Annotated in this window: 19 protein-coding genes and 1 riboswitch; of the genes, 9 read left to right on the top strand and 10 right to left on the bottom strand. The window is 61.2% G+C overall.

Going from position 1 to position 21492, the window contains the following annotated elements; all coding sequences use genetic code 11:
- Window positions 1-179: 179 nt before the first annotated feature.
- The 9 genes from AGR7B_RS16380 to argE form a co-directional block, all read right to left on the bottom strand.
- Complete coding sequence (locus AGR7B_RS16380; protein WP_080858134.1) at window positions 180-1637, bottom strand: NAD-dependent succinate-semialdehyde dehydrogenase; 1458 nt, start codon at window positions 1635-1637, stop codon at window positions 180-182.
- A 15-nt stretch (window positions 1638-1652) separates the two neighbouring features.
- Window positions 1653-2696 (bottom strand): tartrate dehydrogenase, encoded by a 1044-nt coding sequence (locus AGR7B_RS16375; protein WP_059753366.1) that lies wholly within the window; start codon window positions 2694-2696, stop codon window positions 1653-1655.
- 13 nt (window positions 2697-2709) lie between these two features.
- The gene (locus AGR7B_RS16370) at window positions 2710-4173 is read right to left on the bottom strand and encodes an aldehyde dehydrogenase family protein (RefSeq protein ID WP_031234532.1); all 1464 of its coding nucleotides are present in this window, start codon (window positions 4171-4173) and stop codon (window positions 2710-2712) included.
- A 141-nt stretch (window positions 4174-4314) separates the two neighbouring features.
- A complete protein-coding gene (locus AGR7B_RS16365) occupies window positions 4315-6282 on the bottom strand; it encodes a hydantoinase B/oxoprolinase family protein (protein WP_080857335.1) in 1968 nt (655 codons plus the stop codon).
- Window positions 6283-6285: 3 nt separating this feature from the next.
- Window positions 6286-8328 carry a hydantoinase/oxoprolinase family protein gene (locus tag AGR7B_RS16360; protein ID WP_080857334.1) on the bottom strand — a complete coding sequence of 681 codons (2043 nt, stop codon included), beginning with the start codon at window positions 8326-8328 and terminating at the stop codon, window positions 6286-6288.
- Window positions 8329-8456: 128 nt separating this feature from the next.
- On the bottom strand, window positions 8457-8912 hold the full coding sequence (locus AGR7B_RS16355; RefSeq protein WP_078053503.1) for a GNAT family N-acetyltransferase: 456 nt from the start codon (window positions 8910-8912) through the stop codon (window positions 8457-8459).
- Window positions 8909-9265, bottom strand: coding sequence for a cupin domain-containing protein (locus tag AGR7B_RS16350; protein ID WP_035264219.1), 357 nt, complete (start codon window positions 9263-9265; stop codon window positions 8909-8911). The genes AGR7B_RS16355 and AGR7B_RS16350 overlap by 4 nt, the downstream gene beginning before the upstream one ends.
- A gap of 26 nt (window positions 9266-9291) precedes the next feature.
- Window positions 9292-10215, bottom strand: a complete 924-nt coding sequence (locus tag AGR7B_RS16345) for a 2-hydroxyacid dehydrogenase (protein ID WP_078053504.1) — start codon at window positions 10213-10215, stop codon at window positions 9292-9294.
- Window positions 10216-10238: 23 nt separating this feature from the next.
- Entirely contained in the window at window positions 10239-11363 is a 1125-nt protein-coding gene (gene argE / locus AGR7B_RS16340; RefSeq protein ID WP_078053505.1) for an acetylornithine deacetylase, read from the bottom strand.
- Window positions 11364-11566: 203 nt separating this feature from the next.
- Between argE and AGR7B_RS16335 the strand changes: the two genes are divergently transcribed.
- The 5 genes from AGR7B_RS16335 (at window position 11567) to AGR7B_RS16315 (ending at window position 16171) form a co-directional block, all read left to right on the top strand.
- Window positions 11567-12445 carry a GNAT family N-acetyltransferase gene (locus AGR7B_RS16335; RefSeq protein ID WP_078053506.1) on the top strand — a complete coding sequence of 293 codons (879 nt, stop codon included), beginning with the start codon at window positions 11567-11569 and terminating at the stop codon, window positions 12443-12445.
- Between the two features lie 39 nt (window positions 12446-12484).
- Window positions 12485-12719: riboswitch (cobalamin riboswitch) on the top strand.
- Between the two features lie 158 nt (window positions 12720-12877).
- Entirely contained in the window at window positions 12878-13909 is a 1032-nt protein-coding gene (locus tag AGR7B_RS16330) for an ABC transporter substrate-binding protein (RefSeq protein ID WP_080857333.1), read from the top strand.
- Window positions 13906-14934, top strand: a complete 1029-nt coding sequence (locus AGR7B_RS16325) for a FecCD family ABC transporter permease (RefSeq protein WP_080857332.1) — start codon at window positions 13906-13908, stop codon at window positions 14932-14934. Before AGR7B_RS16330 ends, AGR7B_RS16325 begins: the two co-directional genes overlap by 4 nt.
- Window positions 14931-15731, top strand: coding sequence for an ABC transporter ATP-binding protein (locus tag AGR7B_RS16320; protein ID WP_080857331.1), 801 nt, complete (start codon window positions 14931-14933; stop codon window positions 15729-15731). Before AGR7B_RS16325 ends, AGR7B_RS16320 begins: the two co-directional genes overlap by 4 nt.
- Entirely contained in the window at window positions 15728-16171 is a 444-nt protein-coding gene (locus AGR7B_RS16315) for a pseudoazurin (protein WP_080857330.1), read from the top strand. Before AGR7B_RS16320 ends, AGR7B_RS16315 begins: the two co-directional genes overlap by 4 nt.
- Window positions 16172-16369: 198 nt before the next feature.
- Here the strand turns inward: AGR7B_RS16315 and AGR7B_RS16305 are convergent, their stop codons facing one another.
- Complete coding sequence (locus AGR7B_RS16305; RefSeq protein WP_080857328.1) at window positions 16370-17194, bottom strand: class I SAM-dependent methyltransferase; 825 nt, start codon at window positions 17192-17194, stop codon at window positions 16370-16372.
- 113 nt (window positions 17195-17307) lie between these two features.
- On the opposite strand from AGR7B_RS16305, the gene AGR7B_RS16300 reads away from it, so the two are divergent.
- From AGR7B_RS16300 to AGR7B_RS16285, 4 genes are all read left to right on the top strand, one after another.
- Entirely contained in the window at window positions 17308-18441 is a 1134-nt protein-coding gene (locus AGR7B_RS16300) for an ABC transporter substrate-binding protein (RefSeq protein WP_078052491.1), read from the top strand.
- Between the two features lie 96 nt (window positions 18442-18537).
- Window positions 18538-19677 (top strand): ABC transporter substrate-binding protein, encoded by a 1140-nt coding sequence (locus tag AGR7B_RS16295; RefSeq protein ID WP_059753331.1) that lies wholly within the window; start codon window positions 18538-18540, stop codon window positions 19675-19677.
- Window positions 19674-20741: a FecCD family ABC transporter permease gene (locus AGR7B_RS16290; RefSeq protein WP_078052492.1), complete on the top strand. Its 1068-nt coding sequence runs from the start codon at window positions 19674-19676 to the stop codon at window positions 20739-20741. Before AGR7B_RS16295 ends, AGR7B_RS16290 begins: the two co-directional genes overlap by 4 nt.
- Window positions 20735-21487 (top strand): ABC transporter ATP-binding protein, encoded by a 753-nt coding sequence (locus tag AGR7B_RS16285; RefSeq protein ID WP_003524635.1) that lies wholly within the window; start codon window positions 20735-20737, stop codon window positions 21485-21487. The genes AGR7B_RS16290 and AGR7B_RS16285 overlap by 7 nt, the downstream gene beginning before the upstream one ends.
- The last annotated feature ends 5 nt before the right edge of the window (window positions 21488-21492 follow it).

The raw sequence follows: 21492 nt of genomic DNA, 5'->3' as shown, positions 1-21492 counted from the left end.
ATTGCGCTGGACCCCGGACCAAGTCCGGGGTGACGGAGTGTAAATGCTGCGACTTTTCCAAACCTATTTGTGTCAGGACTGTATTTCCAATTCCCGCAATGCCGCTTTTTCAATTCCGCGCTTCAAAAAAAAGAAGGGCCGCAGAGCGGCCCTTTAGGCGGGGAGGAAAGAAGTGGGCGTCAGGCAAGCCCACCGATATGAAAGGCCTTGGTCTCCAGATATTCTTCGATCCCGATCTGCGCGCCCTCGCGGCCGAGACCGGATTGCTTGACGCCGCCGAAAGGGGCGACCTCGGTGGAGATCAACCCGGTATTGAGACCGACCATGCCGAATTCCAGCGCTTCGCCCACACGCCAGGCGCGCTTGAGGTTCTCGGTGTAGAAATAGGCGGCAAGGCCGAAGGGTGTTCCATTGGCGATGGCGAGCGCCTCTTCTTCCGTCTCGAAACGGAAGAGCGGAGCGACCGGTCCGAAAGTCTCCTCGCTTGCCAGCTGCATCGCCGTCGTTGCGCCCGTCAGCACCACGGGCGCTGTATATTGCGGACCTTCCGGCAGATTGCGCGGCTTGGTGATGACTGTGGCACCCTTGGAAACGGCGTCATCGATATGGGCGCGGATTTTCGCGATCGCCGGTTGGTTGATCATCGGGCCAATGGAGACGCCCGCTTCCGTTCCGGGACCAACGCGCATGGCGTCGACGCGATCCGCCAGCTTCTTCGCAAAGGCGTCGTAAACGCTCGACTGCACCAGAATCCGGTTAGCGCACACGCAGGTCTGGCCACCATTGCGGAATTTCGAAACCAGCGCGCCTTCAATGGCAAGATCGAGATCGGCATCGTCAAAAACGATGAAGGGCGCATTGCCGCCCAGTTCCAGCGACAGCCGTTTGACGCTGTCGGCAGCGCCGCGCATCAAAAGCGAACCGACGCGGGTGGAGCCGGTGAAGGAAATTTTCCGAACCGTCTCGTTGGCCATGATTTCGTTGCCAATTTCTGTCGGCATGCCGGTGACGATGTTGATGACGCCCGCGGGAATGCCGGCCCGTTCGGCAAGCACGCCAAGCGCGAGCGCCGAATAGGGTGTGAATTCCGAAGGCTTGATGACGACGGTGCAGCCGGTGGCGAGTGCCGGCGCGACCTTGCGGGTGATCATCGCATTCGGGAAATTCCACGGCGTTATGATGCCGCAGACGCCGACCGGTTCCTTCAGCACCACGATGCGCCTGTCCGGCGTCGGTGAAGGGATGGTACCGCCGCCGATACGCCGGGCCTCTTCGGCAAACCATTTGACGAAGGATGCGCCGTAGCGGATCTCGCCTTTGGCCTCCTCAAGCGGCTTGCCCTGTTCGGTGGTCAGGATCAGGCCGAGATCGTCGATATTCTCGATCATCAGCGCGAACCATTTTTCCAGAAGCGCTGCGCGCTCCGCGTGGGTCTTTTTCTTCCACGGGCCGAAGGCGGCGTTGGCGGCTTCGATGGCCGCGCGGGTTTCTGCGCCGTCCATATCCGGCACGGTGCCGATGACCGCCTGCGTCGCCGGATCGATCACATCGACCGCCTTGCCCGATGCCGCCGCCTTCCAGGCGCCGCCGATCAAGCCCGTCTGGCGAAAGAGTTCCTTGTCCTTCAAACCTTGCATCATCTGTCTCCGAAATCAGTCGAGTGCCGCAAGAACCGCGGCGGTGATGGCGTCTGTCTTGTCCTTGCCCGGCACCGTGCCGATACCCCGGCCGGTCGCCGTTTCGAGCGCCGTCATGATACGCACAGCCGCGTCTTTTTCGCCGAGATGCTCGAGCATCATCGCGCCGGACCAGATGGCGGCGATTGGGTTGGCGATGCCGAGATGGGCGATATCAGGGGCCGAACCGTGCACCGGCTCGAACATGGACGGCGCGCTGCGGTCAGGATTGATATTGGCGGAGGCGGCAAAGCCGAGGCCGCCCTGAATGGCTGCGCCGAGGTCGGTCAGAATATCGCCGAAGAGGTTGGAGGCGACCACGACATCGAGGCTTTCCGGGGCCATGACCATGCGGGCCGCCATGGCGTCGATGTGATAGCTGGAAACCTCGACGTCGGGATATTCGGCAGCGAGCTTGTGGGTCACCTCGTCCCAGAACACCATCGAATATTTCTGGGCATTGGACTTGGTGATGGAGGCAAGCTTGCCGCGACGCTTCTGCGCCTGTTCGAAGCCGAAGCGCAGGATGCGCTCCACGCCCTTGCGGGTGAAGATCGAGGTTTCGACGGCAACTTCATCATCGGTGCCCTGATGCACGCGGCCACCGGCGCCGGAATATTCGCCCTCCGTGTTTTCACGGATGCAGAGAATGTCGAAGCCATCGGCCTTCAAAGGCCCCTGCACGCCGGGCAGAAGCCGGTGCGGGCGGATATTGGCATATTGCACGAAAGCCTTGCGGATCGGCAGCAGCAGGCCGTGCAGCGAGACAGAGTCCGGCACTTCCGCCGGCCAGCCGACTGCACCGAGCAGAATGGCGTCGAAGCCGCGCAGTGTTTCGATGCCGTCCTTGGGCATCATCGCGCCGGTTTCCTTGTAGAAGGCGCACGACCAGGGGAATTCTGTTCCTTCAAGCGCAAAACCGGAGGTTTTGGCGGCGGCGTTGAGCACCTGCCATGCGGCGTCCGTTACGCTTTTGCCGATGCCGTCTCCGGGAATGAGTGCGATGCGATGCGTTTTCAAGACATTACCCCTGTTACAGTCCGATAAGGACGCTTTTGCTCTTGCGGTTGGCGAGATAGGCCTCGCGTCCGAGATCCTTGCCGATGCCGGAGCGTTTGTAACCACCAGTCGGCAATATGTGGTCGCGCGAGCGGCCGTAACGGTTGACCCAGATCGTGCCCGCCTGGATGGCGCGGGACAGGCGCATGACGCGCGAGACGTCACGGCTGAAAAGACCCGCCGCCAGACCGTAGGTCGGATGGTCGGAAAGCGCCAGAGCCTCTTCTTCCGTGCGGAAGGTCTGCAGCGTCAGCACCGGCCCGAAGATTTCCTCAGTGACGGCAGGGGAGGTCTGGTCGACATTGGCGATCAGCGTCGGCTGGTAGAAATAGCCGGGACCGTCCATGATCGCGCCGCCGGTCAGGCATTCGCCGCCATGGGCGACCGCCGCCTGCACGATGCCGTCGATGCGCTTGCGCTGCACCTCGGAGATGATCGGCGAATATTGCGTCGTCTCGTCCCAGGTCGGGCCGGGCTTCACCGCCTTCATGCGGGCGATGATCGCGGTGGAAAGGGCATCCGCAGCACTTTCTTCGACGATGATGCGCGAGCCCGCCACACAGGCCTGCCCGGCATTGGAGAGGATATTTCCGGCGATGGCCGCTGCCGCCTTCTCGATATCGGCATCGGCGAAGACCAGTTGCGGGCTCTTGCCGCCAAGTTCCAGCGTCATGGGCTTGATGCCGGTGCGGGCGATGTTGGCCATGATGGCGGCGCCCGCGGCCGTGGAGCCGGTGAAGCTGACCTTGGAGATATCAGGGTGTCCGGTGATGGCATTGCCGGTCACGGGCCCGTCGCCCAGCACGATGTTGATGAGACCTGCCGGCAATCCGGCCTTGATCGCCAGCTGCGCCATGAAGATGCTGGAGAAGGGCGTCATTTCAGAAGGTTTCAGCACCACGGCATTGCCTGCGGCGAGCGCCGGACCAAGCTTCCAGCCGGCCATGGAGACGGGGAAATTCCACGGCGTGATGGCGCCGACGACGCCATAGGGTTCGGTCATGATCATGCCGAGGCTTGCATCGTCTGTCGGCACCAGATCGCCGCCTTCCTTGTCCGCGAATTCGGCAAAGAAACGGATCTGTTCGGCGGTGACGGCGATATCGCCGGCGATCAGCTGGCCCACCGGTCGCGTCGAGGAGAGCGCCTCGATTTTCGCCAGCGTCTCGGCTTCCTGTTCGATCAGGTCGGCCCAGCGCTGCAAGACCTTCGTGCGCTCGCGCGGGCGCACGCCGCCCCAGTTGCTGCTCTTCAACGCGGCCTTGGCAGTCTGCACAGCCTCATCGACCAGCGCCGCATCCGCCTTGGGACAACCGGCATATTCGATGCCGTCCGAAGGGCGGTGCATGTCGATGCCGTTTGCCGCCGGAACCAGCCGGTCGCCGATGAAGTGGCCGATCGGCAGGGATAAGCTGTCTGGATCGAAGCTGAGCGTCATGTGGAATCCTCTTTGGATATGCCCCAACGCTAATCCCTGATGGCAAGCAGCATCGACCGACTGCGGCGCGGGCGGTGAATGAAAATCCTGTTTTGCCACCGGCAGACAGCGCAATCTTCGGCGGCCGGTATGTGCCGCAGGTCAAACACCGTAGCGGGCGCTTATCCGGTCGAAAATCCCGGCCATCCGCTCGCTAAGGGGGCGGTGGTCATCGCCCTCGTTTTCCACCGCTTCAAACACCCGGTGTTTCAGGAAGAAGCGCCATCCCACGGGCGATTTTTGCAGGAATTGCGTCAGAAGATCATAACGTTCCCGGGTCCAGACCGCCTCGAAGGCGAGCCGCTCCGGTCCGTAGCTGATAATATCGTCCGTCTTCCGGCGCGGCGTGGCGCGCAGGGCAGCCGTCGCCTCTTCGTCGATATCATCACCGTCGAGCGCTACTCCATAGTGCCTTGCAGCATTTTCTGCTGAGACCGCACCACGCCGTACATCGCGCAGCACGGCCTGCGGCGGGCGGGTGAAGGGGTCGCCGTAACCGCCGGCTCCCGGTCCTATGACACGAATGACATCGCCCGGGCCGCAATGGACGATATCGGTATTGCCGAGCGAGATTTCGCCCTCGGTATCGGGATTGCGGAGGAAGCGGGAAATCAGCCCCGGACCTGCGCCGTTGACACCCCAACTCGCCATCACCGAACGGTTGCGGTTGCGGGCCGTGACCACCGTTTCCGGCGAGGATATTTCAAACTCCATGACAGCCGAAAGCCCGCCGCGAAAACGACCCGCCCCGCCGGTGTCGCGTTGCAGCCCATAACGACGGAAGAGGATCGGTACTTCCGCTTCGCTGATTTCAATCGGCGTGTTGCGCAGAAAACCGGTGGCGCCGCCCGCGCCGTCGCTGCCGTCGCAGAAGGGCGTGCCGCCGCCGCCGCCGCCAACCGGGCCGATGGAGGCCATGACCGGGCGGCCGTTCCTGTCGCTGGTCTTGATGTTCATGATGGCGTTTCCGCCGGGTGAGGCGGCGGGAATAAGCTCCGGCAGGGCCTTTGCAAAAGCGCCGATGGTGACAATCTGGGTCATGGCGCAGGTCAGCGAACGCATGCCGACGGCGGCCGGGCGCTGGCAATTGACGATCGTGCCTTCCGGCAGTACCGCCCGCGCCGGACGCAGGGTGCCGGCATTCAGGAGCAGGCTGTTATCGAGCGTATAAAGCACATAGGTCAGTCCGACCATGACGAGTGAATGCCGCTCGCGGCCGCCGGTCGGCATGTTCAGCGACGAGCCGAGCTGCGGGTCGCTGCCGGTATAGTCGAGGACGGCTTCGCCGCCGCGGATTTTCAGCGTCAGCGCCACGCGGCATGGCCGGCCGCCGACGGAATCCTCATCGGCATAATCGGCAAAAAAATAGTCGCCATCGGGCACCCGGGTGAGGATTTGCCGGGTCTGCTCTTCCGCATAGTCGAAAATCTGGCGCACCCCGTCCAGAAAATCGTCAAAGCCGAAGCGGGCGATGATCTCCTGCATCTTGCGTTCGCCGATATTGACGGAGGCGATCTGGGCGTGGAGGTCGCCGATATTCTGCTCCGGCATGCGGACATTGGCCTTCATCATGTCGATGATGAAGGGATCGAGCCTGCCTTTGCGAACGAGCTTGACCGGCGGAATGCGCAGGCCTTCCTGCTCGATTTCGGAAAGCGAGCGGGACAATGAGGCGGGAACCGCGCCGCCGACATCGGTATTGTGGATGTGCCCAACCACGAAACAGGCAATTTTGCCCTCATGGAAGACCGGTTTCCAGATGTGGATATCCGGCGAGTGGGTGGCGACGAAACCGCTATAGGGATCGTTGGTGATGCAGATATCGCCCTCTTCATACTCATCGAACATGGAAAGCAGCGGCGCGTAATCGATGCCGCTATACCAGGGCGCACCGAATTGCCGGGGATTGGCGAAGGCCAGCCCCTCACGCGTCACCACCTGGCAGGAAAAATCCTCGGTTTCCTTGACGAAGGCGGAATGGGCGGTGCGCATCAGCGTAAAGGCCATGGCATCGGCGGCGGCCGAGCAGAAATTGGCGAGCACCTTGAGATTGCGGCGATCGATGGTCATAGGTCAAAACTCCCGCTTGGTAATGACGAGATTGCCGAAACGGTCCACATGGACCGTAAAGCCGGGCGGCACGACGGTGGTGGTGTCGTCCTGAAGGACGATGGCGGGACCGTTGAAATCGTGGCCGGCCGCCAGATCGTCACGGTGATAGATCGCCATGTCGTGTTCCATGCCGCCAAACCAGCCTTTCGTGTGAAAGCGCGGCTTTGCGGGGCCTGTGGCCACGCCTGTCTCGCGAAGCGGCGGCTTCGGTGTTTTCCCGGAGACGACGAGCCTGAGATTAACCATCTGCACCGCCGCCCGCTCATCGGAATGACCGTAGAGGCGGGCATGTTCCTCATGGAAAGCCCTGTTTATCGCGCCGGCGTCGCCGCTGCCCAGCCATTCCGGCTGGAGCGTGGTTTCGATTTCGTAGGATTGGCCGCGATAGCGCATGTCGGCGGAAAGCCGCATCTCGCAATCGCCGTTAAAACCCTGTTCTTTCAACCAATTGCGGCCGGTTTCCTGCATTTCGGCGAGAAGGGGGGCGAGATCGGAGGCCTCCCTGTCGTTCACATCGCAATAGGTGGTTCGGATGAAATCGTTCTTCAGATCGGCAATCAGGCCGCCGAGCGCGGAAACGACGCCGGGGGTAGGCGGCACCACCACACCCTTCATGTCCAGCTCGCGGGCGAGGAAGCAGGCGAGCATCGCGCCGGCGCCGCCGAAAGCGAAGAGGTGAAATTCGCGTGGGTCGATGGCGAAACGGGAGGTGAGGGCGTTCACCTCCGCATACATGCCGGAGACGGCGATATCGACGATGTTGCCGGCCAGCGCCTCGACGGAAAGGCCGAGCTTTTCCGCGAGCGGCGAGAGCGCGGCGCGCGATGCGCCGTGATCGACGGTCACCACGCCATAACCGAGCGGCATATGGCCGATGAGATTGGCGGCCGCCATGGCGTCTGTGATCGTCGGGCGGTTACCGCCGCGTCCGTAACAGGCCGGCCCCGGCGTCGAGCCGGCACTTTCCGGCCCCACCTGCAACAGGCCGAGACTGTCGACCCATGCGACCGAGCCGCCGCCCTGGCCGACGGAACTGACGGAAACGGAAGGGACATGGATCTGGAAATCGCCGATCAGTTCGCCGACCCCATATTGGGCCTCGCCATCAAGGATAACGGCCACATCGGCGCTGGTGCCGCCGATATCGAGGCTCATCACCCGGTCAAAGCCGCTGGCCTTTGCCAGATAACCCGCGCCGATGACGCCGGAAGCTGTGCCCGACAGGATCATCTGCACACATTCCCGCCGCGCCTGATCGATGCCCATGACGCCCCCATTGGTCTTGGTGATGAGCAGCGGGCAGGCAATGCCTTGCCCGCGCAGCACCGTTTCGAAACGGTCGAGGTAATGTGCGACGCGCGGCTGGACATAACCGCTGATGACGGCGGTGACGGTGCGCTCATATTCGCGGATGATCGGCCATGTCTCGGCAGAGGAGACCACCGGCAATTGCGGCGCGATGCGTTCGATCATCGCCTTCACGGCCCGTTCGTTTTCGGGATTGCGGTAGGAATGCAGGAAGGCGAGCACAATTCCGTCGCAACCGTCTGCAAGGGCGCCGGCGACAGCCTGTGCCACATTCTCTTCGTTCGGGGCGAGCTTTACCTCGCCGGTCGCCAGCATGCGCTCGGCTATGCCAAAAACCCGTTCGCGCGGGATGAGCGGTTCCGGCCGCACGGAATAGAGATTGTGGATCTGCGGAATTTTGAGGCGTGCAACGCCCAGCACATCCTCGAAATTTTCGGTGGTGAACAGCGCGACATTCTGGCCGTTGCGCTGGATGACGGTGTTGACGCCGACGGTGGTGCCATGGGTGAAATAGGAAACGTCCTTCGCTTCGATGCCGTCGCGCTTTTTCAGCGTGTCCAGCGCGAGAAGGATTTCTTCTCCGGGCGCATCGGGGCGGGAAAACACCTTCAGGGTGGAAAGCGCGCCGGTCCCATCGTCGAACACGGCAAAATCCGTAAACGACCCGCCAACATCGACGCCAATGCGATATCCCATCTCTTCCGTCTCCTTTTCCAATGCGGACGATGCTGTCATCGGGACCGGAAAAGGGCCAAGCATTTATGGGGTAAGGGTCATAGCCCCAGGTTATGAGGAGGGCTGGGGTGGCCCATTGGGAGGGTTGTTCAACCCTCGCCGGGTTTCGGCACCGTCATGTAATATTCGGGATGCGGTGCTGCGCGATAACCGGCCTTTTCGTAAACACCATGGGCGTCGCGGGTCGCCAGCATCCAGCTCGATACCGTCGAAAGCTCCGGGTGTTTGCGTATCTCGGTGGCGATCCAGGACGCAAGGCCGCGACCGCGATGATCCTCCACCGTGAAGACATCGCGCAGATAGCCGAAAACGGCGTAATCCGTCACCAGACGGGCGAAGGCGGCCATGGAACCGTCAGGGGCGTAAACGCCGACCGGCAACGAATGCGAAAGCGCCCGCTTCAGCCGGTCGGCGGTCATTCCCTGCGCCCAGTAGGAATCGCGCGCGAGAAAACCATGGACCAGATCGAAATCCACCCGTGCCGGATCGGTGCTCAGCACATAGCCGTCGCGGGTGATTTCGAAAATGGCCGGTTCCCAGTTCATCCGTTCACCGTAACATAGATTTTGCGGACGGTTTCAATGGTTTTCCACACGCCGACGAAGCCCGGCTTCATGACGAAACTGTCGCCAGCTGTATAACGCAGCGGTTCGCCGCCTTCCGGCGTGATTTCGATGACACCTTCGAGAATATGGCAGAATTCGAAGGTTTCGCCCTTGATCGAACGGCTTTCGCCCGGCGTCGCTTCCCAGATGCCGGTGTGGACGGTGCCGTTGCGGGCTTCGTCTAGCGGCCAGGTCTTGAAGGACGGATCGCCGGAAATGAGGCGTTCCGGCAGGGCCTTGGAGGCTTTCGGTTCGAAGGCGGGGTGCGTGTCGATGGTCTTGAGAAGTGGCATGGGCGTCCTTTCTTGGAACGGGATGATCAATATCCGCGATTGCGGTCGACGACGCCGAGCGGCTCGAGGCCGGACTGGTATCGTTTGATGTTCTCGACAACGGTGCGTGCTGCCGAATGCGGCTGGGTGACGCTGGCAATGTGCGGCGTCAGGAGAATTTTCGGATGCGTCCAGAAGGGATGGTCTTCCGGCAGGGGTTCCGGATCGGTGACGTCGATCACCGCACCCGAAAGCCTGCCGCTGTCCAGCGCATTGATGAGGGCGTCGTGGTCGAGCTGTTTGCCACGCCCGGCGTGAACCAGCCCCGCACCCTCGGGAAGCATCCCCAGGCGTTCGCCATTCAGAAGCCCCGTCGTTTCGTCGGTCAGCGGCAGCAGGCAAACAAGAATATCGCTGGTCGAAAGGATCGTGGACAATCCGGCTTCGCCATGATGGCAGGTCACGCCTTCGATCTCGCGCGGTGAACGGCTCCAGCCGGAAAGCGGAAAACCGAAGGGTTTCAGCCGTTCGAGCGCCGCAACGCCCAACATGCCGAGGCCGAGAACGCCCACCCGGCAGTCTTCCGCCTGACGCTGCGGCAGGGCCTTCCAGAGTTGCTGGCGCTGCTGCTTCAAATAGACTGGCAGGTTGCGGTGCAGCGAAAGCACGCCAAGGCTCACATATTCCTGCATCATGCGGATGATGCCTTCATCCACCATGCGCACGACCTTCACATGCGCAGGGACGGTGTCGATGTGGAACTGATCGACGCCCGCACCGATGGAAAACAGGATTTCGAGATTGCGGTAGCGGCCGATATCATCAGGCACGGTCCAGGTAATGAGGTACCGAACCGCATCCGGATCGACGCTTTCGGCATCCATCGAAAAAGGTAGTTCCGGCAGCTCGCGGGCCAGGGCCTGCCGGAAAATCTCGCCGCGCTTCGCGTCGGAATTGAAGAAGAAAGTCATCTGAAATCCGTGGTTCCGAAGGTTTAAACCGTGCAGCGGTTCGCCAGTGTTTCCAGCATTGACTGGCAGGCCGAAAGTTCGTCGGCCGTTATGAATTCGTCCGGTTTGTGGGCGCGGCCGATATCGCCCGGGCCGCAGATGATGGCGTCGATGCCGGCCGCCTGAAAAAGCCCGGCCTCCGTGCCATAGCTGACGGCGGCGATGCAGGGCGCGTCGGTCAACTCTTCCAGAAGCTTCACGAGCGGTGCATCGGCGGCAAGGGACAGCGCCGGATAATCGCTCATTGGCGTCCATTCTACGTCGATGCCCTCGGCGGCGAGCGCTTCGACACGGTCGCGCACCGGCTGGAGCAGAGCGATCGGCGATACGCCAGCAATCGCCCGCGCCTCCAGTTCGATGGCGCAGAGATCGGGGATGATATTGATCGCCTGTCCGCCTTTCGCCGTGCCGATCTGCAGGGAGGAATAGGGCGGCTCGAATGTCGCTTCGAAAGGCCCCTCGGTGAGAGCCTGTGCGGTCTCGACCGCCTTTGCCATGATGCCGGTCATCAGATGAATGGCGTTCACGCCCTGATCCGGCCGCGAGGAATGGCCGGAGCGGCCGCGAATGGTGATGCGTGCGGCGGCCTTACCCTTGTGGGCGCGCACGGCGCGCAGATTGCTCGGTTCGCCGATGATTGCGCCCGCCGGTTTTGCGCATAGTTCCGGCAAGCGGGCGATGAGATGCGGAACGCCGCGGCAGCCCGCCTCCTCGTCATAGGAAAAGGCGATGTGAATGGGCCGCTTCAGCGCCATGCGTGAAAATGCCGGTGCTGCGGCGAGAACCGTGGCCAGAAACCCTTTCATGTCGGTGGTTCCGCGTCCGTAGAGACGCTCGCCTTCGGTTGCCAGCGTAAAGGGATCGGAGGACCATTCCGGCTCACCGGCAGGCACCACATCCATATGGCCGGAAAGGATGTATCCGCTGGCATCGGTCGGGCCGAAGCTGGCGAAGAGATTGGCGCGGTCGCCTTCCGGGCCGGCAAGCAGCGATACTTTTGCGCCGTGGCTTTCCAGATAATTGGCGATCCATCCTGCGATGTCGCCATTGGCGGTTCCGACCACCGACGGGAAGCCGACAAGACGCTCCAGAATGTCGATTGCGTTCATGGCTGTCTCCGTCGCTTCAACGCCGAAAAGCTTAGAGCGGCCTGCGGCGTTTATCTGCTGAAATACGGGTGATTTCAGTAGATTGTTGTGTCCTTCCAGCGCTTTCGGAAAATTCCTGCTGGCGAGGCTGGTTATCTTCGGATGTCGTGAGCTGGGCTGCCGGGATCTAGGTTCCGCGCCGGAGGGAATGAGAGCCGTTTGTCATGGAGCTGCTCAAAGTCGATAGTTTCGAGTTACGGACAGTGGATATCGCCGATGTGGAGGCCGATCATCTGCATGCTTTGTCCATGGCTGTCGGATGGCGATATCACGCGAACGAATGGTGTTTCCTGCGGCAGTGCGGCGTCGGCCTTGCCGCGCTTGACGAGATCGATCGTGTTGTCGCAACGGCAATGCTGTTTCCTTATGATGAGGGTTTCGCGACGGTCGGCATGGTCATCGTTTCTCCCCGTTTGCAGGGGCAAGGCGTTTCACCGTGGCTGGTGGGCCAACTCATCGCGGGCTACCCCGACGCCGCCCTGCGGTTGAACGCCACGGAAGCCTCGCGACGGCTTTTCGCACGGCTGGGTTTTGCCGGAGATACGGAGAAAGTACATCTCCTGCGCGGCAAGGCACGTTGCCCTGCCGAGATGCCGACGCTTGGAAGAAAGCAGAGAATCGAGCCGTTGTCCGAGGATCATTTGTCCGCCGTGGTGGATCTGGATCGGGCGGCTTTCGGTGTTTCGCGCCGGGGCGTCCTGCAACGCCTTGTTCAGGAAAATACGGGTTACGGCCTGTTCGAGGCCGATCGTCTTGCCGCCTTTGCATTGCGGCGTGCAGCGGGCCGGGGCCATATTGTCGGCCCGGTCATCGCCGGTGACCAGGCGGATGCGATTGCGTTGGTGAGGCGACATTTTTCCGATCTCGACGATCAGCTTGTCCGTCTCGATACCGTGCGGGATAACGGTCTTCTGACCGAGTTTCTGACGCAATCCGGGCTGGTGGGGATCGAAACGCTCACCGCCATGTCGAAGGGCGCGCCGCAACCGGCAGGCTCCGGTTCCGCAAAGATTTTCGCCCTGGCAAGCCCGTCTTTGTGCTGAGGTGAGGCACTATCGCAATTGACGCCCCGCCTCTTGCCCCTTATGTGAGAAAGCGACGGTTCCTGCAGCCGAAAGGCGAAGGGATTAATAGGGAACATGGTGCGGGCGATCTTTTTCGCCCAATGCCGTGGCTGCCCCCGCAACTGTAAGCGGATTGTCGTTCATCCCCGTGACGCTTCAAGGCGTCATGCCACTGTATTCTCCGGAATGCGGGAAGGCAGATGAGTGACGCAAATCCGTGAGCCAGGAGACCTGCCGTCGAAATATAAACCATCGTTACGGGCGGGGAAGCCCGGAGGAGGAGATTGTAATGTTATTTCATAACATTTCGTTTGCGTCCTATTGCCGTTCTCCGTACAAGACGTCCCGCTGTTGCTGCGCGTTCTGACGCCTGCTGCTCTGGAATAAGATTTACTTTCGACTGGAGAACACATGTTTCATTCTAGACGCCTGCCGGTCCATGCCGGTTTTCTGGCCGCTGTGCTTGCGGTTTTGCCTGTCGCCGGCGCCAATGCTGCCGAAACCACCTATCCCCTGACGATCAACAGCTGCGGTCAGGAGATCACCTTCCAGCAGGCACCCGCCCGCACCGTGTCCGTCGGCCAGAGCACGACCGAGGTTCTTTACCTCCTCGGCCTTTCCGACAAGGTGGTCGGCACGGCGCTGTGGATCGGTCCGGTTCTGAAGGGCTACGAAGAGGCCAATGCCAGGGTCGAGCGGCTGGCTGACAATGATCCGAGCTTCGAGGCGGTCATCGGCAAGAAGCCGGACCTCGTGACGACGCAGTTCCAGTGGCAGATCGGCCCGGAAGGCGTTGTCGGAACACCGGCGCAATTCGCCGAGCTTGGCGTTCCCGTTTATACCTCGCCCGCCGATTGCATGGGCAAGGACAATTCCGGCGGCGGCGACGGCGTGCGCAACACCGTCTTCACCATGGATCTGATCTACCAGGAAATCCGCGATCTCGCCAAAATCTTCAACGTGCAGGATCGCGGTGAAGAGGTCGTTGCCGACCTGAAAAAGCGTGAAGAAGCCGCCCGCGCCAAGATCGCCTCGGCAAATGGCAAGCTTTCGGCTGTCTTCTGGTTCTCCAGCGCCGAGCTGGATATCGATCCCTATGTGGCCGGCCGCAATGGCGCTCCCGGCTACATCATGTCCGCGCTGGGCTTAAAGAACGTCATCGAAAGCGATGAAGAATGGCCGACCGTCGGCTGGGAAACCATCGCCAAGGCCAATCCGTCCATCATCGTTGCCGGCAAGATGGATCGCCGCCGTTTCCCCGCCGATGACGTCGCCGTCAAGCTGAAGTTCCTCGCCACCGATCCCGTGGCCAGCATCATGCCCGCCGTCAAGGAAGGACATGTGTTCGAGATGGACGCGCAGGCGATGAACCCGACCATTCGCACCATTGAAGGCATCGAAACGCTGGCCGAGGCGATTTCGGCTGCCGGCCTCGCCAAGTGAACGGTCTTTCCATCCATCTCGGCAGGGTAGGGCTGGCTTTTGCTGCGCTCGCCCTGCTGCTTGTCGCGCTGATGGCCGGGGCGGCCATCGGCGAGACCGCCATTCCTTTTGACGTCGTGGCGAAAACAATCGCCAACCGCGTCTTCCATGCGGCCTATCCGCTGGAGCCGCTGGATGAGGGCATCGTCTGGAGTTATCGTCTCAGCCGCGCGGTCGTCGCCGCCTGTTGCGGCGCTTCTTTGGCGCTGGCCGGGGCGGTGCTGCAATCGCTTTTGCGCAATCCGCTTGCCGATCCTTATATTCTCGGCATTTCCGCTGGCGCCTCCACCGGTGCCGTCGCTGTCGCGCTGCTTGGCTTCGGAGCGGGGTTCCTGACGATGCCGGCCGGGGCGCTCATCGGTGCCTTCGTCGCGTTTTCGCTGGTCAGTCTTCTGGCGGTGCGGGCGGGACACGGCAACAGCGCCATCATTCTGGCCGGGGTGGCCGGGTCGCAGCTGTTTAATGCCATGACCTCTTTCATCGTCACCAAATCCGCCAATGCCGAACAGGCGCGCGGCATCATGTTCTGGCTGCTGGGCAACCTCTCGGGCGTGCGCTGGCCGGATGTCTGGCTGGCGCTGCCGGTCAGTCTTGCGGGACTTGCGGTGTGTCTCTGGTATGCCCGGGCGCTCGATGCCTTCGCCTTCGGCGGTCAGGCTGCTGCCTCGCTCGGCATTCCGGTGCGCTGGGTCTATGCGGTGCTGATCTCCGTTTCGGCGATCATGACGGCTGCGATGGTGTCGCTGGTAGGCTCCATTGGCTTCGTGGGCCTCGTCATTCCGCATGCCGCGCGCATCTTCGTCGGCGTTCGCCATGGCATATTGCTGCCGGTGACGGCGCTGACCGGCGCGGTTTTCATGATCATCGCGGATATTCTCTCGCGCATTGTCATTCCGGGACAGGTGCTGCCCATCGGTGTCATCACCGCGCTCGTCGGCGCGCCCGCCTTTGCCTTCATTCTCGGGCAGAAGAGGGGGCGTTCATGAAGTTATCCGCTCACGACCTGCATTTCCACGCCGGCAATATCGATATCGTGCGTGGGGTCTCGCTCGATGTCGGTTCGGGTGAGTTTCTCGGCATCATCGGACCGAACGGTTCCGGCAAAAGCACGCTGCTTTCCATGCTGGCAGGCATTCGCAGGCCGCGCCGGGGGCACGTTACGCTTGGGGATGAGCCGCTTGCCTCATTGGGACGGCGAGACCTTGCCCGCCGGCTTGCCTTCGTGGAGCAGCAGGCCGAAACTACCGAACGCATCACCGCACGACAGGCGGTGGAGCTTGGACGCACCCCCTATCTCGGGCCGCTTTCCGCCTGGTCGCAGCAGGATGACGCCATCGTTGATGCAGCACTTGCCAATGTCGACATGGCCGACAAGGCGGAGCGCAACTGGCACCATCTTTCCGGCGGCGAACGCCAGCGCCTGCATATCGCCCGGGCATTGACGCAAGAGCCGCATATCCTGCTTCTGGACGAACCGACCAATCACCTCGATATCGGTCATCAGATCGGCCTGCTCGATCTGGTGCGCCGGCAGGGTCTGACCGTTGTGGCGGCGCTGCACGATCTCAATCACGCCGCCATGTTCTGTGACCGGGTCGCCATCATGCATCGGGGCGAGATGATTGCGGTCGGTCCGCCGCGCGAGGTTCTGACACCGGCGAGAATAGCCGCCGTCTTCGGGGTGGAATGCGTTGTCACCACGGATGAGGGCGGCTTTTCCCATATTCGTTTTCTGCCGGCCCATGGGCGGGCCGAGCATGCAAGGAAAGTGCTGGCACGATGATGAAATTGCTGAATTTTGCCGGGATTGCCGTGGCGATAAGCATGGGTTTTCCCTTTCATGCTTCCGCCGAGACCTTCGAGGTGAAAATGCTGAACCGGGGAGAAAAAGGCCCGATGGTGTTCGAACCCGACTTTCTGGAAATCGCCCCCGGCGACCGTGTGCGCTTCGTGCCCACCCACAAGAGCCACAATGCCGCGATCATTGACGGCATGGTTCCTGAAGGTGTCGAAGGCTTCAAAAGCCGGATCAACGATGAGTTCGAAACCGGTTTCGAAAAACCGGGCTTTTACGGCATCAAATGCTCGCCGCATTACGGTATGGGCATGGTCATGCTGATCAAGGTGGGCGAGGCGGCCTTGCCGCAAAGCTATAGGACGGTGGATGTGCCCGGCCGGGCGAAGCCGCGCTTGGAGGAATTATTCGAGCGGGCGGGAAAATGAGGTGTCGGCGGAAGTCTTGGGAGGCGGTTCAGATCGTCCGGAAGGGTGCTTGCAAAGTCCGCAGACCTTCCCTCCGTCATGCTCGGGCCTGGCCCGAGCATCTGCAACCGATTGATTTTACGACACGTTGGCAGATCCTCGGGACAAGCCCGAGGATGACGTAGTATATGCGGATAGTGAAGGCGGCTATGGTTTCCCTCACGCCTTTCCGGAAACATCCGGCTTCACCGCGCACACAGCATAACGATGCTGCAGCCCGCGCAGAATGCCTTTCAGCAGGCTGAAATTTTTCGCCTGGGCGCGGTGAATGGCCTGAAGCTCCTGATCGATTGCCACAGGTTCGAAGCCGGTCGCACGCAACAGCGCCGCGACATCGCCGGCCCTTGCGCCCTTCGAAAAATAGACGCGGGAAAGAATGCTGTTGAAGGTGTTTTCCGGATCCGCCGGCTTGTGCGGCTGGTCCGGTTTGACGAGGCCGATGCTTTCGAGACCGGCCGCCAGTTTCTTCACCAGTTTTTCGCGCCAGCCGGTATTCACGAAATCGCCGTCGACGATCAGAAGCCGTCCGCCCGGTTTCAGAACGCGGAACCATTCGGCGAAGCTTGCCTGCGGGTCCACCAGCGTCCAGACCAGATGACGGGTGATGATGACATCGGCGCTTTCATCCGGCTCCATCGTGTTTTCGGCATCGCCGACGAAAAAGCGGATGCTGCGGCCACGGCTTTTCGCTTTTTCACGGGCAAGCGCCAGCATGGTTTCCGACCAGTCCATGCCGGTGACCTGAAAACCGAGATCGTCCATCAGGTGCGAGATGACGCCGGTGCCGCTGGCAAGATCGAGCGCCCTGCGGCCTTCTCCGCGGCCGAGATGTTTCAGGATAAGCGCGTGCCAGGCCTCGCGCTCGTCTTCGGAAAAAATTTCATGTCCGGGGGAAAGGTCGAAAGTCGCGGCGCGGCCGGACCAGTAGGATTTGATTTCGTCTCTTAGACTGTCGTTTTTGCCATATTGGATTGTGTCGATCATCGGTCTTCAACTCATGTACCGGTCAGTTAAGAATGGCTCTAAAACATAAATGTTGACTAGTACAGTCAGAAAATAATACAGCCGCGCCAGTCAACACTGGAGAGCAATATCCGATGCGCATCTCAGCCAAATCTGCGGCACTTGCCCTTGGCCTTCTCGTATCCGCCGCATGGCCGGCATTCGCCGAAAAGGTCACCGTCAAGGATGTGACGGGCCGCGATGTCGAAGTGAATGTGCCGGTATCGCACGTCATCCTCGGTGAAGGCCGCCAGATTTATTTCCTGGCTGCACTCGACAAGGAAAACCCTTTCCAGCACGTGGTTGGCTGGCGCGACGATCTGGCGAAAGCCGACCCGGAAACCTATGCTGCCTATCTCGCCAAGTATCCGGAGATCGCCAAGCTGCCGACTTTCGGCGGCATGAAGGACGGCACTTTCGACATAGAACAGGCTGTTGCCCTGAAGCCTGACGTGATCCTGATGAATATCGACGCCAAGACGGCGACCGAAGAAGCGGGCTATATCGAAAAGCTCGCCAAGGTCGGCATTCCGCTGGTCTACGTCGATTTCCGTGAAAAGCCGATGGAAAATACCGAGCCGAGCATGCGCCTCATGGGCCAGCTTACGGGCAAGGAGAAGATCGCCGAGGACTTCATCAAGTTCCGCGCCGACTCCATCGCCAAGGTCACCGATACGCTCGAAAAGGCCAATCCGAAGAAGCCTGTGGTGTTCATGGAGCGCGCCGGCGGTTATTCCGACGATTGCTGCATGTCCTTCGGCAACGAGAACTTCGGCAAGATGGTGGAGCTTGCCGGCGGCATCAACATGGCCAAGGACATCATTCCCGGCACTTTCGGCACCGTCAATCCGGAACAGATCATTGCCTCCAACCCGGAGCAGATCATCATCACCGGCGGCAACTGGAACGGTTATGTTCCGGGCGGCAACTGGGTCGGCGTCGGTTATGGCGCGGATTTGAAGGAAGCCCATCGCAAGCTTGAAAACCTGACCAAGCGCCCGGCTTTCACCGGCGTGCAGGCGGTGAAGGACGGTAATGTCCACGCCATCTGGCATCAGTTCTACAACAATCCCTATCAGTTCGTGGCCGTTCAGGAAATCGCCAAGTGGCTGCATCCGGACCTCTTCAAGGACCTCGACCCCGAGGCGACCTTCAAGGAACTGCATGCCCGCTTCCTGCCGCTCGACTACAAGCCCGGCTACTTCGTTTCGCTGAAGGACGCCAGGTAATAAAGGGACGGTGAAGGGGAGCGCCGTCCGACCGATGGATAAAGCCGCAGCCATGCGGCTTTATCGCTTTGTTTTGGAACTCAATGAGGACTGCTCATGCGGCTCAACGCTCTCAGGCATCTTGCGGTGCTGGCTTTCTCCCTTCTCGCCGTGCCGGTTCTGGCGGCTGAGATTACCGATGTCACTGGACGTAAAGTCGAGCTGGATTTGCCGGCCAGACGCGTCATCGTCGGTGAGGCGCGCCAGGTGCATGTCATTGCCGCGCTCAAGGGCGACAAGACCTTCGACACCATCGTCGGCTGGCGTGACGATCTTCTCAAGAAGGACCCCGACAGCTACACCGCCTATGTCGAGCGTTTTCCGCAGATCGAGAAACTGCCGCGCTTCGGTTATGTGCCGCAGGGCGATTTCAGCCTGGAAACGGCCATCACCCTCTCGCCCGATGTGATCACCCTCAATCTGGAAGCGGAGAAATCCGCCAAGGAGAGCGGTTTCGAAGAAAAGGCCGCCGCCGCCGGCATCAAGATCATCTATCTCGATTTCCGCATCGATCCTGAAAAGAACAGCGAAGCCTCGGTCGAAATTCTCGGCAAACTCTTCGGCGCCGAAGAGCGGGCGAAGGAATTCATCGCCTATCGCCGTGCCGAAATCGCCCGCGTGACCGACCGGCTCGCCAGCGTCAAGGACTTGAAGCGACCGAACGTCTTCATCGAACGCGCGCCCGGCATTTCCGGCGAAAACAATTGCTGCCGCACTTTCGGACCCGTCAATTTCGGCGCGATGGTCGATCTTGCCGGCGGCCACAACATCGCCGACGGCATCATCAAGACGACCTTCGGCGATCTCAATCCCGAACAGCTCGTCGTTGCCGATCCTGACCACGTCATCGTCACCGGCTCCAACTGGGCCGCCGAATCCGACATCAACCAGTTCGTTCCTGTCGGACGCGGGGCGGATATGGCTCTCTCCCGTGAGCGGCTGGCCAATCTGATGAAGCGCACGCCGTTTCCGGAACTGAAGGCCGTGAAGCAAGGCAATGTCCATGCCGTCTGGCACCAGTTCTATGGCGCGCCCTACGAATTCTTCCCGATCCAGCAATTCGCCAAGTGGTTCCATCCCGATCTCTTCGCCGATCTCGATCCGGAAAAGAATTTTGAGGAGTTTCACCGCAAATTCCTCCCCGTCACCTACAAGCCGGGCTATTTCGCCTCGCTCGAAAAAGGTTTGAACCAATGAGTTCGGTGAATGAAAGCGCGGTTGGCATCAGTGGGCGCGATCAATATCGCGCCCTTGCCGCGCGCAGGATAATCATCCTCTTCGGGCTTTTTATCGCGCTGTGTTTCAGCATGGCCGCCGACATGGCGCTCGGTCCGGCGCGCTACACGCTCTCCGAGGTTCTGGCGACGATTGCCGATCCGGCCGCCGTGGGAAACCAGCTTCGGGTGGTGATCTGGGATATTCGCATGCCGATCGCGCTGATGGCGGTGACCGTCGGAGCGTCGCTTTCGGTTGCGGGGGCGCAGATGCAGACCATCCTGTCGAACCCGCTCGCCAGCCCCTTCACGCTCGGCATTTCGGCGGCGGCAAGCTTCGGTGCGGCGCTGGCGCTGGTTGGCGGCGTGGCGATCTTTCCGGGCGCCGTGCATTACATGGTGCCGATCAACGCCTTCATCATGGCCATGGTCGCGGCTCTCTTCATCCATTTCGCCTCGACGCTTCGCGGGGTGACGGTCGAAACCATCGTGTTGCTTGGCATCGCGCTGGTGTTCACCTTCAATGCGGCGCTGTCGCTGCTCGAATATCTGGCCTCCGAACAGGCGCTTGCCGCCGTGGTTTTCTGGACCATGGGCAGCCTGACGAAGGCGACCTGGGACAAGGTCTATATCACCGCCGCCATCCTCCTCGTCACCGTGCCGTTGTTCATGCGCAATGCCTGGGCGCTGACGGCACTCAGGCTCGGCGATGACAAGGCGGCCAGCATGGGCATCAATGTCCGGCGGCTGCGGTTGACGACCATGCTGACGGTCAGCCTGCTGGCGGCCATTCCGGTTTCCTTTGTCGGCACAATCGGTTTCGTCGGGCTGGTCGGTCCGCACATCGCCCGCATGGTGGTGGGTGAGGACCAGCGTTTCTTCCTGCCCGGCTCGGTGATCTGCGGCGCGCTGCTTCTGTCGGCAACCTCGGTCATCAGCAAGATTCTCATTCCAGGCGCTATTCTGCCTATCGGCGTCATCACGGCGCTCGTCGGTGTTCCGTTCTTCTTCGCGCTTATTTTCGGCAACAGGAGGCGCGCATGGTAGCGCTCGCACTGAAAGATGTCGGCGCCGCCTATGGGCGCATCACGGTTCTCTCCAAGGTCGGCATCGATACGCTGGAAAGCGGCAGTGTGACGGCCGTGATCGGCCCGAATGCCGCCGGCAAGTCCACGCTTTTCAAACGTATCGCCAGCCTGATTTCCGGTCCCGGACTGGTCGAGCTCTCCGATACGGCTCGCGGCAACCGCGCCATCTGCTACATGCCGCAGGATACCGGCGCCAATGCCGTTCTGACCGTCTATGAATCCGTGCTTCTTTCCGCCAAGCAGGGCGGCGGCTGGCGGGTCCATGACGATGAGCTGTTCGAGATCGACGCCATTCTCAAGGCGCTGAAAATCCATGACCTTGCTTTCCGCGGGCTTGGCGAATTGTCGGGCGGTCAGCGGCAGCTTGTTTCGCTGGCGCAGGCACTCGCGCGAAAGCCGGAAGTGCTGCTGATGGACGAGCCGACGTCTGCGCTCGATCTTCACCGGCAGATCGAGGTTCTGGGCTTCGTTACCGATCTGGCGCAGAAGACCGGCATGATCGTGCTGATCGCTCTCCATGACCTCAACCACGCGCTTCGTTATTGCGCAAATACGATGGTTATCGCGCGCGGTGAAATGGTGGTGAGCGGCAGCACGGAGGCGGTTATAACCCCGGAGATGCTGCGCGATATCTATCGCATCGATGCCCGTATCGAGCCCTGCTCGCAGGGCAGACCCATGGTCATTGTCGACGGGGCCATCTGAGTGTC

Source organism: Agrobacterium deltaense RV3, from assembly GCF_900013505.1.
Classification (GTDB): Bacteria; Pseudomonadota; Alphaproteobacteria; order Rhizobiales; family Rhizobiaceae; genus Agrobacterium; species Agrobacterium leguminum.
Note: the sequence above shows the minus strand (reverse complement) of the source record. Positions and strands in the feature narration are given on the sequence as shown.